Raw genomic sequence first — 15,357 nt, 5'->3', positions numbered from 1 at the left:
TGTGCCCCTCTACCGAGCCGAGGCCGTTGTGCTGCGCACCCACAAGCTGGGTGAAGCCGACCGCATCATCACGCTGCTGACGCGTGATCACGGACGCGTCCGGGCAGTGGCCAAGGGTGTGCGGCGCACGACGTCGCGCTGGGGCTCACGGCTGGAGCCGTTCAGCTATGTCGACCTGCAGCTGGCGGAGGGTCGCAACCTCGACGTGATCACGCAGGCCGAGACGATCGCGCCCTTCGGGTCACGCCTGGGAGCGGACTACGAGCGCTATACGGCGGGGACGGCGATGCTCGAGACCGCCGAGCGCGTGGTGACCGAGGACCGCGAGCCGGCGCTGCAGCAGTTCCTGCTGCTCGTGGGTGGCCTGCGTGCGTTGACCAGCGACGACAAGCCGGCGCTGCAGGTGCTCGACTCGTTTCTGCTGCGCTCGTTGTCGGTGGCCGGCTATGCGCCGAGCTTCGACGGTTGCGCGCGGTGTGGGGTCGAGGGGCCCCATCGCTGGTTCCACCCGGCTGCCGGTGGCGTGCTCTGTCCGGCCTGCCGGCTGCCAGGTTCGGCGAACCCGTCCGCCGAGACAGTCGCCCTGCTCGGCGCGCTGCTCACGGGTGACTGGGGCGTCGTGCTGGCCAGCGAGGTGCGACACCGGCGTGAGGCCAACGGTCTCGTCGCGGCGTACCTGAGCTGGCACCTCGAGCGCGGCCTCCGCTCGCTCGCCTACATCGAGCGCTGACGCCGGTTCGCGCGACGGCTCAGGAGCCCGGCTTGCCCAGCGGGTGCTCGGAGATCTCGGGCGGCAACGCGCCCGACTCCCACCGGTCGATGGTCCCGTTGAACTTGCCCAGCAGGGCGGCGAACGTCTCGAGCTCGGTCCCGGACCAGTCGCCCAGGAGCAGGTCGAGGGCCTGGCGGCGGAAGGTGCGCACGGCAGCGATCGACTCGCGGCCGATCTTGGTGAGGCTGAGGACGGTCGCGCGACGGTCGTCCGGGTCCGGGGCCTTCTCGGCCAGACCGAGGCGCACGACGGTCTGCGCCTGCCGGGTGACGGTCGAGGGGTCCAGGTGGAACGCTCCCGCGATCGCGCCGAGCCGCTGCGGCCCCTCGTCGGCCAGCAGGCACAGGATGCCGTAGCTGGACCGCTCGAGCTCGACCTCGCCACTGGCAGTGGTCACGTGGATCGCATTGGAGCGGCGCATCAGCTTGAAGAGCTGCTGCTCGATCACGTCGTTCGTGTTCTTGGGCTGCACCATGTCCTCGTTCGCCGATTGGGGATCACCGATTGCCGGCAGGCCCCAAGTCTTGCAGGAAATGTTGCCAAACCGTTGTAAACACTGGGGCAACGCGGCGAAGCATACGACTGGACCACTGACCGGACGCGCTCGTCTCGTCCCATCTCCTAGGGTGGTCCCCGTGCAACACCGATCCCGAGCGGCCGTCCGTCGCGAACCCGCGCGCCTCCCGCAGCCCCATGTCTCCGGCGCGACGCCGCCCGCCATCCCGGCCGAGTTCGTTCCCGAGCACGTCGCGATCGTCATGGACGGCAACGGCCGATGGGCCAAGGAGCGCGGGCTGCCCCGCAACGCCGGCCACGCGCAGGGGGAGTTCGCGCTCTTCGACGTCGTCGAGGGTGCGATCGAGCTCGGCATCAAGGCCATCTCGGTCTATGCCTTCTCGACGGAGAACTGGTCGCGCTCGCCTGAGGAGGTCCGCTACCTGATGGGCTTCAACCGCGACGTCGTACGCCGTCGGCGCGACGAGATGCACGACCTCGGTGTGCGGGTGCGCTGGGCCGGCCGGGCTCCGCGGCTGTGGCGCTCGGTGCTCAAGGAGCTGGCCGTCGCCGAGGAGCTCACCCAGGGCAACGACGTCCTGACGCTGACGATGTGCATCAACTACGGCGGTCGTCCGGAGCTGGTCGACGCGACGCGTGCGATCGCCCGCGAGGTGGCTGCCGGCCGGCTCAACCCCGAGCGCATCGACGAGAAGACGATCGGGAAGCACCTCTACGTGCCCGAGTTCCCGGACGCCGACCTGGTCTGGCGCACGTCGGGGGAGCAGCGGCTCTCCAACTTCATGACCTGGCAGTCGGCGTACTCCGAGTTCGTCTTCAGCGACGTGTTGTGGCCCGACGTCGACCGGACCCACCTGTGGGCAGCCGTGGAGGAGTACGCCCGCCGCGATCGTCGCTACGGCGGAGCGGTCCCCAACCAGGTCTGAGGTCAGGCCCCGGCCGGGTTCCCTGCGGCCGCGGCCTCGGCTGCACACCGCGGGCAGGTGCCGAACAGCTCCAGCGTGTGCGCGATCTCGGAGAAGCCGTGCTCGGCCGCGATCGACTCCGTCCACTTCTCGACCGCAGGACCCTCGACCTCGACGGTCGCCCCGCAGTGCCGGCAGACCAGGTGATGGTGGTGTCGCTCGGCGAGGTGGCAGCGTCGGTAGATCGCCGACTCGCCGTCCTCGGTCCGGAGCATGTCGACCTCGCCGGACTCACTGAGCAGCTGCAGCGTCCGGTAGACGGTGGCCAGGCCAACCGCCTCGCCGCGCTCGGTCAGGAGGGCGTGGATCTCCTGGGCGCTGCGGAAGTCGTCGAAGGTCGACATCACCTCGGACACGGCGCGACGCTGGCGGGTGGGCCGAACCGTGTTGGCCGGTCCGGGAGCTGCGTCGTGCCGGTGGCCGTGCGAGTGCTCAGTGCTCGTCATAGTGCTCTCCGTGCGCTGCGTGGCGGTGGCCGTTGTGGACGTAGTCGACGTGATCGCCGTGGGGGATGGCCGGGTGGCCGCAGTCGTCGCCGTGCTGGTGCGGGTGCTCGTCACTGATCTCGTGGCCGAGGGGTGCCAGCGGCGCGAACGGCTCGCGCAGGCGCTGACGACGCCGGAGCAGCGAGCCGGTGGGCCAGGCCAGGACGAAGCAGCCCAGCGCCACGAGCACGATCGACGGGCCGGATTGCACGGTGACGGTCGAGGACACGTACGCCGAGATGATCAGGCCGGCGAGCGCGGCGAACACGCCGAGTCCCATGGCCGCCGCGAGCGTGGTGCGGAACGACCGCGTGACCTGCTGGGCGGTGGCGACCGGCACGACCATCAGGGCCGAGACGAGCAGGAGACCCACCGTGCGCATCGCGACCGTGACAGTCACGGCTGCGAGCACGGCGACGAGCAGGTTGTAGAAGCGCACGCGGAGACCCGCCACCCTCGCGAACTCGGCGTCCTGCGCCACCGCGAAGAGCTGCGGGCCGAGTCCGATGCACAGCAGCAGCACGACGGAGGCCAGCACGATCGTGACGAAGACATCACCCCAGTTGATGCTCAGCAGCCCCCCGAAGAGGAACGAGTTGAGGGTCTGGGCGCTCTGCCCCGCGATGCCGGTGATCATCAGGCCCGCCGCGATGCCGCCGTAGAAGAGCAACGCGAGGGCGAGGTCACCGTTGGTGTTGCCCCGCTCCCGGATCAGCTCGATCGTCACCGCGCCGAGGATCGCGACGGCCACTGCCGTCCAGGTCGGAGAGGCGCCCGTGAGCAGTCCGAGCGCGACTCCGGTGACGGCCACGTGGCCGATGCCGTCGCCCATCAGGGAGAGCCGCTTCTGCACCAGGTACGTGCCGATGGCGGGGGAGGCCAGGCCGGAGAAGAAGGCCGCAATCAGGGCCTTGACCATGAACGGGTAGGTGAACATCTCGAGCAGGCTCATCGCGGGTCCTCGCTGCTGTCGAACGGCGAGGCGACCTGGGGCGCGTGCGGCCGGTGGGTCGTGTCTGCGTGGTGGTGGTGCGTGTGAGGGTCGCCGAAGAGCGGTCCGTGCACCTCGTGGTCGGCGATCGGCGGACCGTCGTACGCGACCCGGCCGTCACGCATGACGACCGCCCGGTCGACGAGCGGAGCGAGGGGGCCCAGCTCGTGGGCTACCAGCACGATCGTCGCTCCGCGCGACTTGAGGAGGCCCAGGGCTTCGGCCAGCGCGATCTGGTTGGGGAGGTCCACGCCGGCGGTCGGCTCATCGAGGAAGAGCAGCTCCGGTTCGCCGGCCAGGGCGCGCGCGATCAGCACCCGCTGCTGCTGGCCGCCGGAGAGGGTGCCGACGCCGTCACGCACGCGGTCCTCGAGGCCGACGACCTCGAGTGCGGCACGGATCGCCACCCGGTCGGCGTTCATCAGCGGCCGGAGCCAGCGCCGGCGCGTGAGGCGTCCGGACGAGACGACCTCCCACACCGAGGCAGGTACGCCGCCGCCGGCCCCCAGGCGCTGCGGGACGAAGCCGAGGCGGTAGCGCTGGTGGAAGCGCTCCTGGGGTGTGCCGAAGAGCCGGACCTCGCCGCTGGCCAGCGGGCGCAGGCCGGTGATGGCCCGCACCAGCGTGGACTTGCCCGACCCGTTGGCGCCCATCAGCGCCACGAACTCGCCGGATTCAACGCTCAGGTCCACGCCACGGAGCACGGGCCGTCCCGCGATCGTGACGGAGACACCCCGCACGTCGACAACAGTGTTGCCGACGGCGGGGTCAGGGGCAGGTGAGGTGCTCAACAGGCGTTGGCCTTCTGGAGGGCGGCGAGGTTCTGGCGCATGACGGTCAGGTAGTCGCCGCCATTGTCCTCCGCGCTGGCGCTGAGGCCCTCAAGCGGGTCGAGAACAGCAGTCGTGATGCCGAGGTCGCCGGCAAGTGCTTCGGCCGTCTTCTTGCTGACCAGGGTCTCGGAGAAGACCGTGGTGATGCCGTGCTCCTTGATCAGGTCATGGAGAGTGGCGAGGTCGTGTGCCGTCGGTTCGGCATCCGGAGACATGCCGGCGATCGGCTCCAGGTGGATGCCATAGCGGTCGAGGTAGCTGAACGCATCGTGGTTGACGACGACGGTGTCGCGTGCGCAGTCGGCGAGGCCGGTCGTGAACTCGCCGTCGAGCGTCCGCAGGTCCGTGGTGAGTGCCGCGGCGTTCGCGGTGTAGTCGGCGGCATTGTCGGGATCGACCGTTGCGAGCTCCTTCGCGACTGCCTCGGTGAGCTCGACCATCTTCAGCGGGTCCTGCCAGAAGTGTGGATCGAGAGCGCCGTGCTCGTGCTCGTCGTGCCCGGCTTCCTCGTCCCCGTGACCGGCCTCCTCGTCGGCGTGGCCCTCCTCGGAGTGGTCGACGGCCGGGGCCAGCTCGACGGCCTTGGCGGCATCGACGCTCGGACCGTCGCGGTTCTCCTTCACGGCGTCGTCGACGGCAGCCTGGAAGTCCGACTCGAAGATGACGAGCTCGGCGTCGGCGATGGCAGCAACCTGGTTGGGGGCCAGCTCGAGGTCGTGCGGTTCCTTGCCGGGCTGCGTGAGGTTCTGGACCTCGGCGTGCTCGCCTGCCACGCGCTCTGCGACGTACTGCAGCGGGTAGAACGCGGCGACGACCTGGACACGACCAGTCCCGGCGTCGTCGCTCCCGCAGGCGGTGAGCCCGAGCGCGGACCCGGCAAGGAGGGCGGTGAGGGCGGCTGTCGTGCGCAGGCGCGTGGCAGGCGAAGTCATGAGAACGATTCTCAGCCTATTGAGAATCGTTGTCAATTCGGGGCCGAGGCGTCGCCCTTGCCTGGCTGGTCGGCGAGCAGTGCCCGCAGCTGTGCGCCGACCTTCCGCAGCGGTTCGTTGGACTCCTGGGCCCGGCTGAGGATCAGCGCTCCCTCGATCGCGGCGATCGAGAGGGTGGCCAGCGACTCCGCGTCGTCGGCAGCACGACCGCGCGCGATCAGGGCGGAGGTGAGGATCTCCTCCCAACGACTGAATGCGGTCGCGGCAGCCTCACGTGCCGCGGGAGCGTCGTCGGACAGCGCGGCTGCTGCCGCGGGACAGCCGTCGCGGAACTCGTTGTGGGTCATCGAGGAGCTCCAGTAGCCGACGAAGCTCGCGATCGCCTCCGCAGGAGGACGCTTCTCGAGCGTCGCCAGCAACAGGGCGATGAAGCTGCCCGCCCGCTCGGTCGCCTCGGCCGCCAGCTGCTCCTTCCCGCCGGGGAAGTGGTGGTAGACCGACCCGCGGGGTGCACCGCTGTGCTCGACGATGTCGCGCACGGAGGTGTCCGCGATCCCGCGCTGCCGGAACAGCGCGATCGCGCTGTCGAGCATCGCGTCGCGGGGGCTGGTCATCGTCACACCCGCTCGAGTCGGGCGGGGACGTACTTGTGCCACGGCGTACCGGCGAGGAAGTCGCGATGGTGCAGCGACGTGAGCTCGTTGGGGGCGACTCCGGGCGTGCCGTCGGCGTGCTGGACGCCCATCCCGTTGGGCAGGGAGCAGTTGCCTGGTTGCATCTGGTCGGTGACCTCGACCTGGGCCACTGCCGAGCCCTTCTCGGTGACCACGCGGACGGAGTCGCCCGTGACGACGCTGAGCGCCCAGGCATCCTCGGGGTTGATCCGGAGCGCGCCGTGGGCATCGCGGCGGCGCCAGGAGGGGTCGCGGATGATCGTGTTGGCGGTGAACGCGCGGCGCTCGCCGGCCGCGAGGATGAACGGGAACTCCTCGGTCGTCCAGTCGCTCGGGGTGGTGGCGAGCGCGCGCATGTGCTCGAGGAGCTCGGGCACCTCGAGGGTGAACCGGCGGTCCGGGCGGCGGGTGTAGTTCCAGGCCTGGTCGTAGTCGTCGACGGTGAAGACGACGCCCTCGCCCTCCAGGATCCGGTCGAAGAGCTTGTTGCCGGGGGCGAAGCCGTCGCCGTCGAAGCCGGCCCGGGCGACCGAATCGGGGTTGCCCATGGCGCAGAGCTGGCTGACGCCCCACAGCGACGCTGTTCCTCGGGCGCCCGAGGGCAGTGTGGTGCCGAGCGTCTCGTAGAGCACGTAGCCGGCCAGTCCCATCAGCTTCGGGTTGGCGGCGACGGCTGCGAAGAAGGCGATCGCGAACTGGGTCCGGCCACGACGAGCCGCGCGACGGAGGGGAGCGAGGGTCGACTCGCCGACCGGGGCGAGCTCGCGGATCAGGCGGGCATAGATCTCGGGCTCGGGCAGCGTGCCCTCGAGCGGCTCCATCGCCGGCTTGCGCAGCTGGAACACGTTGCGCGGGAAGTCGACGTTGAAGAACGTGCACTCCCACTTCTCGAACTGCGTGCTCGCGGGCAGCACGTAGTCGGCCAGTCGCGCCGTCTCCGTCATCGCGATGTCGATGACGACGCTGAGGTCGACGGTTTCCATCGCGCGACGGAAGGAGTCCGAGTCGGCCAGCGAGTGGGCCGGGTTCGTGCTGTCGAGCCAGAGCGCGCGGAACCGGTCCGGGTGGTCGGTCAGGATCTCCTCGGCGATCGAGTTGGCGGGCACCAGGCCGGCGATGATCCGCGCGCCCGTGACCGGGGTACGCCGGTCGGCGGCGGGCCGGCGGGCGGCACCGGTGGGGCTGGACGGTCCGTTGGCGACCTTGCCCACAGGGCCACGCATGGCGCCGGCGAGAGGGTTGGCGATGGCTTCGGGAAGCAGCGCAGGCAGCCGGATCGCTGCTCCGCCGACCACGTCCGTGGCGGTCGCCTGCGCCTTGGCCAGGGCGCGCTGCACGGGCGACTTCGGACGCTTGCTGCCGCCACCACCTGGCGTACCTCCGGCGATGGGGGCGAACGTCGAGTGCAGGAACATCGCACCCTCCTTCGCGAAGTTGCCGGTGAGGATCCAGAGCATCTTCTGCATGTAGGAGTTGAGCGTGCTGTGCGGCGCCTGCTGGGTGCCGAGGTCCTCGTAGGTGCACACGCTCTTCGCCGACGCGATGCGCCGGGCAGTGGTGCGGATCAGCTCCTCCGGTACGCCGCAGCGCGCGGCGTAGTCCGCGATGTCGACCGCCGCGAACGCGGCCAGCACGGGAAGCGCTCCGGTCGTGTGGTTGTCGATGAAGTCGTGGTCGACCAGGTCCTCCTGGACCAGGGTCGCGCCGAGCGCGGCGATGCACCAGGCGTCGGTGCCGGGCTTCACCTGGAGGTGGACGTCGGCCATCGCGGCGGTCTCGCTGCGGCGCGGGTCGATCACGACCATGCAGCGGCCGGGGTCGGCAGCCATCTCCTTGAGCACCGGGCGGGTGCGCGGGAAGGAGTGCGACTGCCACGGGTTCTTGCCGATGAAGACCACGACCTCGGCGTGCTCGAAGTCGCCCTTCGTGTGGCCGCCGTAGAGCCGGCCGTCGACGTACATCTCGCCGGTCTTCTCCTGCGCGAGTGCGTTGGAGCGGTACTTCACGCCGAGCGCGGCCTGCAGCGACTGGCTGTACGTCGCGCCGAGGTGGTTGCCCTGTCCGCCTCCGCCGTAGAAGAAGATCTTGTCGCCGCCGTGCTCGTCCTTGATCGTGCCGAGGCGACCGGCGATCTCGGTGATCGCGGTCTCCCACGAGATCTCCTCGTAGCTGCCGTCGGGGCGACGGCGCAGGGGAGAGGTGAGCCGCTCGGTGCCGTTCTGGTAGCGGTCGAGGCGCAGCGGCTTCTCGCACGTGTAGCCCTCGGAGCCCGGGTGCGACTTGTCGCCGCGGATCTTGATCAGGTGTCGGTCCTCGACCTGCACCTCGATGCCGCAGTTGCACTCGCAGAGGATGCAGGCGGACTTCTGCCACACGGGGGCGGGCGCGGCGGTGGTCTCGGTGGTGTCGGTCATCGGGGTCTCCAGGGCAGAGGATTATGACGACTGTCATAGTTGCCTGCCGGGACCGGATCGGTCAACCGCTCCAGCGCTCCGATGCCTCGGGCGGCGGTGCCCTGCTCCGATCGGTACGCTGTGGGCCTCACAGACCGGCAGCCAGCCGGCCGACACCAGCAGGAGCACCACCGTGGCCAAGGCCCCCGCCAGCACCGTCGACAACGTCGTCTCTCTCGCGAAGCGCCGGGGCTTCGTCTACCCGTGCGGCGAGATCTACGGCGGCACGCGCTCGGCCTGGGACTACGGACCGCTGGGCGTCGAGCTCAAGGACAACATCAAGCGCCAGTGGTGGAAGGCGATGGTCCAGGGCCGCGAGGATGTCGTCGGCCTCGACTCCTCGGTGATCCTGCCGCGGCAGACCTGGGAGGCATCGGGCCACGTCGAGACCTTCTCCGACCCGCTGACCGAGTGCCAGTCCTGCCACAAGCGCTACCGCGCCGACCACCTGCAGGAGGCGGCGTTCGAGAAGGACGGCTCCAAGAAGGGATGGGCCTCTCCCGACGACGTGCCGCTCACCGAGATCGTCTGCGTCAACTGCGGCACCCGCGGCGCCTGGACCGAGCCGCGTGAGTTCTCCGGCCTGCTGAAGACCTACCTCGGTGTCACCCAGGACGAGTCCGGCCTGCACTACCTGCGCCCCGAGACCGCCCAGGGCATCTTCCTCAACTTCGCCAACGTCGTGACCAGCAGCCGCAAGAAGCCGCCGTTCGGCATCGCGCAGATCGGCAAGTCCTTCCGCAACGAGATCACGCCGGGCAACTTCATCTTCCGCACCCGCGAGTTCGAGCAGATGGAGATGGAGTTCTTCGTCAAGCCGGGCGAGGATGAGGAGTGGCACCAGTACTGGATCGACGAGCGCACGCGGTGGTACACCGGCCTCGGCATCAACCCGGACAACCTGCGCCACTACGAGCACGCTCAGGAGAAGCTGAGCCACTACTCCAAGCGCACCGTCGACATCGAGTACCGCTTCAACTTCGCCGGGTCGGAGTGGGGCGAGCTCGAGGGCATCGCCAACCGCACCGACTTCGACCTGTCGACGCACAGCACGGCCTCGGGCACGGACCTCAGCTACTACGACCAGGCCAACAACGAGCGCTACATGCCCTACGTCATCGAGCCGGCGGCCGGCCTCTCGCGTTCGCTGATGACCTTCCTGGTCGACGCCTACACCGAGGATGAGGCGCCCAACACCAAGGGCGGCGTGGACAAGCGCGTCGTGCTGAAGCTCGACCGTCGCCTGGCGCCGGTCAAGGTCGCCGTGCTCCCGCTCAGCCGCAACGCGGACCTTTCGCCCAAGGCCAAGGCGCTGGCCGCCGAGCTGCGCCAGAACTGGACCATCGACTTCGACGACGCCGGCGCCATCGGCCGTCGCTACCGCCGCCAGGACGAGATCGGCACGCCGTTCTGCGTGACCGTCGACTTCGACACGCTCGAGGACGACGCGGTCACGGTCCGCGAGCGCGACACGATGCAGCAGGAGCGGATCAGCCTGGACGGCATCTCGCGCTACTTTGCGGAGCGCCTGCTCGGCTGCTGAACGTGACCCGGTGCACAATGACCGCCATGAGCTCTCGTGGTCGCCTGGTGCGTCGTCGTTCTGCCGTTGTCTCCGTCGTCCTCGCTGTCGGCCTCTCGGCCGGGGTGACCGGCTGCGGCAGCGACGGCGACGGTGAGAAGAAGCCGGGCAAGGCGAAGCCGACCACCACGGCCGGTGTCACGCTCACGCCGAGCGGAGCCAACCTCGAGCTCGGCGAGGCCGCCACGCTGAAGTGGGTGCCCAACCAGAACGTCACCGGGCTGGTCGACATCGCGGTCACGACGATCCTGCAGGGCTCGGAGAAGGACACCGCCAAGGTGGAGATCAAGCCGCGCCCCGAGGGCATGCGGCTCTACTACGTGAAGATCCACCTGAAGAACCTCGGCAAGACCGACCTGGGTGGCGTCAGCCCCAACACGCTGCCGTTGCACCTTGATGAGGGTGCCGACCTGCTCCAGCAGCCGGCCAGCATCGACCCGAAGCTGAAGTTCGACCTCTGCCCGAGCTCCGCGCTGCCGGCGAAGTTCGGCAAGGGTGCCGAGGCTGATGTCTGCCTGGTCTACGTCGCGACCGCGCCGATCGAGAAGCTGCTGCTGCAACCGGAGGCGGGCGACGTGATCGAGTGGCCCGGCACCGTCACGACCCCGTCGCCCACTCCCTCGAAGGCGGCGACCAAGAAGCCGGCCGCCAAGAAGCCGGCCGCCAAGGCCAGCTGACGGCTCCGATTCGACGGGCCCCGGGCCCTCACGGACAATGGAGCCATGTCCGTCCTCCCCGCCGCGCTGCAGCTCGGCTCACTCCGCGTCGAGACCCCTGTGGTCCTCGCGCCGATGGCGGGCATCACCAACGCGGCGTACCGGCGGCTCTGTGCTGAGCAGGGAGCCGGTCTCTACGTCTGCGAGATGATCACCTCGCGCGGCCTGGTCGAGGGCGACACCATGACCAGGTCGATGCTGGTCTTCGACGAGCTGGAGACCGTGCGGAGCGTGCAGCTCTACGGCACGGACCCGGTCTACGTCGGCAAGGCCGCGGAGATCCTCTGCGCGGAGTACGGCGTCGCGCACATCGACCTCAACTTCGGCTGCCCGGTGCCCAAGGTGACCCGCAAGGGCGGCGGTGGCGCCCTGCCGTGGAAGCGCAACCTGCTGGGGGAGATCCTCGAGCACGCGGTCCGCGCCGCGTCGGCGTACGACGTGCCCGTGACGATGAAGACCCGCAAGGGCATCGACGCGGACCACCTGACCTACCTGGACGCGGGTCGCATCGCGGAGGAGTCCGGCTGCGCCGCGATCGCGCTGCACGGACGCACCGTCGAGCAGGCCTACTCCGGCCAGGCCGACTGGAGTGCGATCGCCGAGCTGAAGGCGAGCGTCGGCATTCCAGTCCTCGGCAACGGTGACATCTGGGAGGCGGCCGACGCCATCCGCATGGTCGAGGAGACCGGCGTCGACGGTGTCGTGATCGGACGCGGCTGCCTCGGGCGTCCCTGGCTCTTCCGCGACCTCGCGGCGGCGTTTGCCGGCGATGAGGTGGCGACGCTGCCGAACCTCGGCGAGGTCGCCTCGGTCCTGCGTCGGCACGCCGAGCTGCTCTGTCAGCACATGGGGGAGGAGCGCGGTTGCAAGGAGATCCGCAAGCACATCGCGTGGTACCTCAAGGGCTTCCCGGCCGGTGGCGAGCTGCGCCGCGCGATGGCCCTCGTGGACAGCCTGGCAACCCTGGACGTGCTTCTCGCCGAGCTCGATCCGACGTCTCCGTTCCCGGTGCTCGAGCTCGGCACTCCGCGAGGTCGTCAGGGTGCCCCGCGCAAGCGGGTCGTGCTCCCGGAGGGGTGGCTCGACGACACCGATGGCAGTGGCTGCGTGATCGCCGAGGACTCCCACGACACCTCGGGTGGGTGACCGTTCTCACTCCGCGAAGATGCGGACTAATCGCCCACCGCATGGTCTAGTGGTACCTGCTTGCTAGCAGCTAGCAAGCACCGCACCAAGCAAGTTGCCGCTCACCCGCGGCCGTCCTGACCCCGAGCAGAAGGAAGCGCAGTGGCCCACAATCGCCACAAGCGGAGCCTCCATGCCCGCCGCAGTGCCCGTGCCGTGAAGATTGCCGCACCCCTGGCGGTGCTGGCCACACTGGCTCCCGTGTCGGTCGGAGTTCTCTCCGGCGACATCGACCCCTCCCTGAACATGAGCGGCGTTGCCTTCGCCGGGAGCGCCGGGAGTGCCGACCGCGTCCCCGAGGTCTCCCGCAGCGTCCCGCGTCTCGTGCCCACCGCGGCCGAGCTCGAGCGCGTCGCCCGCAAGAGCGCCACCGACAAGGCGATCAAGAACGCCTCCGAGCGTCTCTGGACGACCGAGGACGTCAAGGTCTGGTCAGGTCCGGGCAGGGACGCCACGCTGAAGGGCGAGCTCAAGGCTGCCCGCGAGGTGCTGGTCACCGGCCGTCGCGACAAGGGGCGCGCCGAGATCGTGCAGCAGCGCGAGGCGCGCTGGATCGACGAGTCCGTCCTGTCGACGTACAAGCCGATCATTGCCTCCAGCGGGCTCTCGATGGCGCCCTGTCCGCGCACCTCGGGCGACATCGGCCTCACGCAGAAGGCGACCTACGTCCTCCGCTCGGTGTGTGCCGCGTTCCCGCAGATCTCGACGTACGGCGGCCGTGACGGCCACGGCGAGCACGTCAACGGCGAGGCCATCGACATCATGACGTCGGACTACGCGCTCGGCACTGCGATCGCTGAGTTCCTGATCGCGCACTCGTCCGAGTTCGGCATCGAGGACGTCATCTGGCGCCAGCAGATCTGGATGCCCGGCTACGGCTGGAAGGGCATGTCGAACCGTGGTTCGGCGACGGCCAACCACTACGACCACGTGCACGTGAAGGTCTACTGACCGGTCGTCGACCGCTCGTGGATGTCGTGCCCTAGGGTCGGCAGCGATGGACGCCACCCCTGACACCGCACCGGGCCCCTACGACGAGGCTGACCGCGAGCGCATCGTGCCCGAGCCGCCCAAGCGGGTCGATGCGCCCGAGCGCACCGCCTTCGAGCGCGACCGGGCCCGGGTCGTCCACGCCGCTGCCTCGCGGAGGCTTGCCGCGAAGACCCAGGTCGTCGATCCGCAGTCCGACGACTTCGTGCGCAACCGGCTCACGCACAGCCTCGAGGTCGCCCAGGTGGCCCGTGACCTGGCGCGTGCGCTCGGCTGTCATCCCGACATCACCGAGACCGCTGCGCTCGCGCACGACCTCGGCCACCCGCCATTCGGGCACAACGGCGAGACCGCGCTCGATGCGCTGGCGGGTCCCTGCGGCGGGTTCGAGGGCAACGCCCAGACGCTGCGGCTGCTGACCCGGCTCGAGTCGAAGACCTTCGATGCCGACGGCCGCTCGGTCGGTCTCAACCTGACCCGCGCCACACTCGACGCATGCACGAAGTACCCCTGGGCGCGGCCAGCACCCGGTGCCAAGTTCGGCTTCTACGAGGACGACCTGCCTGTCTTTGCCTGGATGCGACGCGGCGTCGAGGGGACGGCCCGGTGCGTTGAGGCGCAGGTGATGGACCTCGCCGACGACGTCGCCTACTCGGTGCACGACGTCGAGGACGGCATCGTCGCCGGCCGGGTCGACCTGATGGTCCTGAAGGACCCGGGGGAGCGGGCCGCGGTCTGGGAGACGGTCCGTGGCTGGTACCTCCCGCGCGCGACCGACGTCGAGCTCGACGAAGCCCTTGCGGGGCTCGCCGCCCAGGGCAGCTGGCCCAGCGCCGAGTACGACGGCACCCGGGGCTCGATGGCGGCGCTGAAGAACCTCACCAGCGACCTGATCGGCCGGTTCTGCGGCAGCGTGCAGGCGGCGACGTTCGCGGCGTACGACGCTCCGGTCGCGCGCTATCACGCCGAGCTGGTCGTGCCCCGGGAGACCGCGACCGAGATCGCCGTGCTGAAGGGCGTCGCGGCTCACTACGTCATGCAGTCCGACCACCGCATGGCGCTCCAGGAGCGCCAGCGCCAGCTGATCGAGGAACTGGTCGTCGCGCTGCTGGACCGCGGTGCCGACGGCCTCGACCCGATGTACGCCGGGGACTGGCGGGCCGCAGCCGACGATGCGGCCCGGTTGCGGGTCGTGGTCGACCAGGTCGCGTCCCTCACGGACGCCTCGGCGCTCACCTGGCACAGCCGCCTGGCCTGAAATGCGCCGAAGCCCGCCCGGTTCTCAGAACCGGACGGGCCTCGGGCTTGGAGCCAGGTGCTGACCGTGGTCAGCGGGACGAACGTCAGCCGGTGACCGGGACGTTGGTCTTGATCGGCTTCGGCGACGGAGCCGTCGGCGTCGGGCCGTCGGTCGTCACGCGGCCACAGGTGGCGGAGCCGACCTTGATGTGGATCTGGTCGAGCAGGTGCAGCTCGAGCGCGGTGACGGTGAAGGTGCCGTCGGCGTTGGAGGTCTGCGTGTTCAGCTTGAGGTCGAGGACCGGCGCCAGGGCACCGAGCGCGCCGGAGGAGAGCGCCTGGTTGACACCCTCCGGGAGGCTGACCGGAAGGCCGAGCAGGTTGATCGGGGCGACGTTCGAGGAGCCGGTGTGACCGGTGCACTGCGCGGTGACCGCACCGATGCTGATCAGGTCACCGAGGTTCTCCAGCGTGTCGCAGACCGCGTTCAGGTTGCCGAGCAGGACGGTGTCCTGGACCAGGTCGTTGCCGGTGAGGACAGCGGCGCCTGCACCGATCTGGTTGACCAGACCGGCGAGCTGGGTGCTGAGCGGCTCGGTGACGGCGGTGAGGGCGTCGCCGAGCTGGTTGCAGCCCGCGACCAGCGGGTCGAGGACCGGAGCCAGGGCGGTGCCCAGGCCGGCGTCGGTCAGGGCGTCGGCGCTGATGCCGACGCTTGCGACCGAGGTCTCCGCGTGGTCGTTCTGGGCGGAGGCGTTGATGACGCCCACGTCTGCGAGGCCGGGAATGGCGACCGGGATCGCGCTCTCCTCGACCAGCTTGCCGTCCGTCGAGACGACGTACGGAGTCGGGTCGAGCGGAATGAGGCCCTCCGCCGAAATGCCGTACGCGGAGGACGGGGTTCCTGCGGCGGAGCCGGAACCGGCGCCGCCGATGAGGGCGACCGACAGGGCGCCGGCAACGAGCAGGGTTGCCCCGGCACCTGCCTTCAGCTCTCGCTTCATAGTTCTGTGTTCCCTTCGTT

At 69.8% G+C, this 15,357-nt stretch carries 15 protein-coding genes; 7 read left to right on the top strand and 8 right to left on the bottom strand.

Translation table 11 applies throughout. From position 1 onward, the window contains the following. Position 1 precedes the first annotated feature (1 nt). On the top strand, positions 2-730 hold the full coding sequence (gene recO / locus D4739_RS16255) for a DNA repair protein RecO (protein ID WP_120061570.1): 729 nt from the start codon (positions 2-4) through the stop codon (positions 728-730). 19 nt (positions 731-749) lie between these two features. On the opposite strand, the gene D4739_RS16990 is transcribed toward recO, so the two are convergent. Then, entirely contained in the window at positions 750-1,247 is a 498-nt protein-coding gene (locus tag D4739_RS16990) for a MarR family winged helix-turn-helix transcriptional regulator (protein WP_182920456.1), read from the bottom strand. A gap of 160 nt (positions 1,248-1,407) precedes the next feature. On the opposite strand from D4739_RS16990, the gene D4739_RS16245 reads away from it, so the two are divergent. Next, positions 1,408-2,214 carry an isoprenyl transferase gene (locus D4739_RS16245; protein ID WP_238473686.1) on the top strand — a complete coding sequence of 269 codons (807 nt, stop codon included), beginning with the start codon at positions 1,408-1,410 and terminating at the stop codon, positions 2,212-2,214. Positions 2,215-2,216: 2 nt separating this feature from the next. On the opposite strand, the gene D4739_RS16240 is transcribed toward D4739_RS16245, so the two are convergent. From D4739_RS16240 to D4739_RS16215, 6 genes are read right to left on the bottom strand one after another with little or no spacing between them, the layout of a single operon-like run. Beyond that, the gene (locus D4739_RS16240) at positions 2,217-2,699 is read right to left on the bottom strand and encodes a Fur family transcriptional regulator (protein WP_120061568.1); all 483 of its coding nucleotides are present in this window, start codon (positions 2,697-2,699) and stop codon (positions 2,217-2,219) included. Next, positions 2,686-3,690: a metal ABC transporter permease gene (locus tag D4739_RS16235; protein ID WP_120061567.1), complete on the bottom strand. Its 1,005-nt coding sequence runs from the start codon at positions 3,688-3,690 to the stop codon at positions 2,686-2,688. Before D4739_RS16235 ends, D4739_RS16240 begins: the two co-directional genes overlap by 14 nt. Continuing rightward, positions 3,687-4,520, bottom strand: coding sequence for a metal ABC transporter ATP-binding protein (locus D4739_RS16230; protein ID WP_238473685.1), 834 nt, complete (start codon positions 4,518-4,520; stop codon positions 3,687-3,689). Before D4739_RS16230 ends, D4739_RS16235 begins: the two co-directional genes overlap by 4 nt. Further along, positions 4,517-5,494, bottom strand: coding sequence for a metal ABC transporter substrate-binding protein (locus D4739_RS16225; protein WP_120061565.1), 978 nt, complete (start codon positions 5,492-5,494; stop codon positions 4,517-4,519). Before D4739_RS16225 ends, D4739_RS16230 begins: the two co-directional genes overlap by 4 nt. A gap of 32 nt (positions 5,495-5,526) precedes the next feature. Next, positions 5,527-6,108 carry a TetR/AcrR family transcriptional regulator gene (locus D4739_RS16220; RefSeq protein WP_120061969.1) on the bottom strand — a complete coding sequence of 194 codons (582 nt, stop codon included), beginning with the start codon at positions 6,106-6,108 and terminating at the stop codon, positions 5,527-5,529. A 2-nt stretch (positions 6,109-6,110) separates the two neighbouring features. Beyond that, positions 6,111-8,582 (bottom strand): molybdopterin-dependent oxidoreductase, encoded by a 2,472-nt coding sequence (locus D4739_RS16215; protein WP_120061564.1) that lies wholly within the window; start codon positions 8,580-8,582, stop codon positions 6,111-6,113. Between the two features lie 172 nt (positions 8,583-8,754). Between D4739_RS16215 and D4739_RS16210 the strand changes: the two genes are divergently transcribed. The 5 genes from D4739_RS16210 to D4739_RS16190 all read left to right on the top strand — a co-directional run bounded on the left by D4739_RS16210 (position 8,755) and on the right by D4739_RS16190 (position 14,352). Next, positions 8,755-10,164, top strand: coding sequence for a glycine--tRNA ligase (locus tag D4739_RS16210; RefSeq protein WP_120061563.1), 1,410 nt, complete (start codon positions 8,755-8,757; stop codon positions 10,162-10,164). 26 nt (positions 10,165-10,190) lie between these two features. Beyond that, on the top strand, positions 10,191-10,880 hold the full coding sequence (locus D4739_RS16205; RefSeq protein WP_120061562.1) for a hypothetical protein: 690 nt from the start codon (positions 10,191-10,193) through the stop codon (positions 10,878-10,880). Positions 10,881-10,925: 45 nt separating this feature from the next. Beyond that, on the top strand, positions 10,926-12,065 hold the full coding sequence (gene dusB / locus D4739_RS16200; RefSeq protein WP_120061561.1) for a tRNA dihydrouridine synthase DusB: 1,140 nt from the start codon (positions 10,926-10,928) through the stop codon (positions 12,063-12,065). Between the two features lie 141 nt (positions 12,066-12,206). Then, on the top strand, positions 12,207-13,055 hold the full coding sequence (locus D4739_RS16195; RefSeq protein WP_120061560.1) for a VldE C-terminal domain-containing protein: 849 nt from the start codon (positions 12,207-12,209) through the stop codon (positions 13,053-13,055). Positions 13,056-13,101: 46 nt separating this feature from the next. Next, on the top strand, positions 13,102-14,352 hold the full coding sequence (locus tag D4739_RS16190) for a deoxyguanosinetriphosphate triphosphohydrolase (RefSeq protein ID WP_120061559.1): 1,251 nt from the start codon (positions 13,102-13,104) through the stop codon (positions 14,350-14,352). A gap of 85 nt (positions 14,353-14,437) precedes the next feature. Here D4739_RS16190 and D4739_RS16185 read toward each other — a convergent pair whose 3' ends face one another. Further along, on the bottom strand, positions 14,438-15,337 hold the full coding sequence (locus D4739_RS16185) for a hypothetical protein (protein ID WP_120061558.1): 900 nt from the start codon (positions 15,335-15,337) through the stop codon (positions 14,438-14,440). Positions 15,338-15,357: the final 20 nt, after the last annotated feature.

This window comes from Nocardioides cavernaquae, from assembly GCF_003600895.1.
GTDB classification, from domain to species: Bacteria; Actinomycetota; Actinomycetes; order Propionibacteriales; family Nocardioidaceae; genus Nocardioides; species Nocardioides cavernaquae.
This window is presented reverse-complemented; position numbering and strand designations above follow the sequence as displayed.

Bases quoted from the DNA above. Each gene is read 5' to 3' on its own strand.
- D4739_RS16990 (WP_182920456.1), bottom strand. From the start codon at position 1,247: ATGGTGCAGCCCAAGAACACGAACGACGTGATCGAGCAGCAGCTCTTC.
- D4739_RS16240 (WP_120061568.1), bottom strand. From the start codon at position 2,699: ATGACGAGCACTGAGCACTCGCACGGCCACCGGCACGACGCAGCTCCC.
- D4739_RS16235 (WP_120061567.1), bottom strand. From the start codon at position 3,690: ATGAGCCTGCTCGAGATGTTCACCTACCCGTTCATGGTCAAGGCCCTG.
- D4739_RS16225 (WP_120061565.1), bottom strand. From the start codon at position 5,494: ATGACTTCGCCTGCCACGCGCCTGCGCACGACAGCCGCCCTCACCGCC.
- D4739_RS16220 (WP_120061969.1), bottom strand. From the start codon at position 6,108: ATGACCAGCCCCCGCGACGCGATGCTCGACAGCGCGATCGCGCTGTTC.
- D4739_RS16215 (WP_120061564.1), bottom strand. From the start codon at position 8,582: ATGACCGACACCACCGAGACCACCGCCGCGCCCGCCCCCGTGTGGCAG.
- D4739_RS16205 (WP_120061562.1), top strand. From the start codon at position 10,191: ATGAGCTCTCGTGGTCGCCTGGTGCGTCGTCGTTCTGCCGTTGTCTCC.
- dusB (WP_120061561.1), top strand. From the start codon at position 10,926: ATGTCCGTCCTCCCCGCCGCGCTGCAGCTCGGCTCACTCCGCGTCGAG.
- D4739_RS16190 (WP_120061559.1), top strand. From the start codon at position 13,102: ATGGACGCCACCCCTGACACCGCACCGGGCCCCTACGACGAGGCTGAC.
- D4739_RS16185 (WP_120061558.1), bottom strand. From the start codon at position 15,337: ATGAAGCGAGAGCTGAAGGCAGGTGCCGGGGCAACCCTGCTCGTTGCC.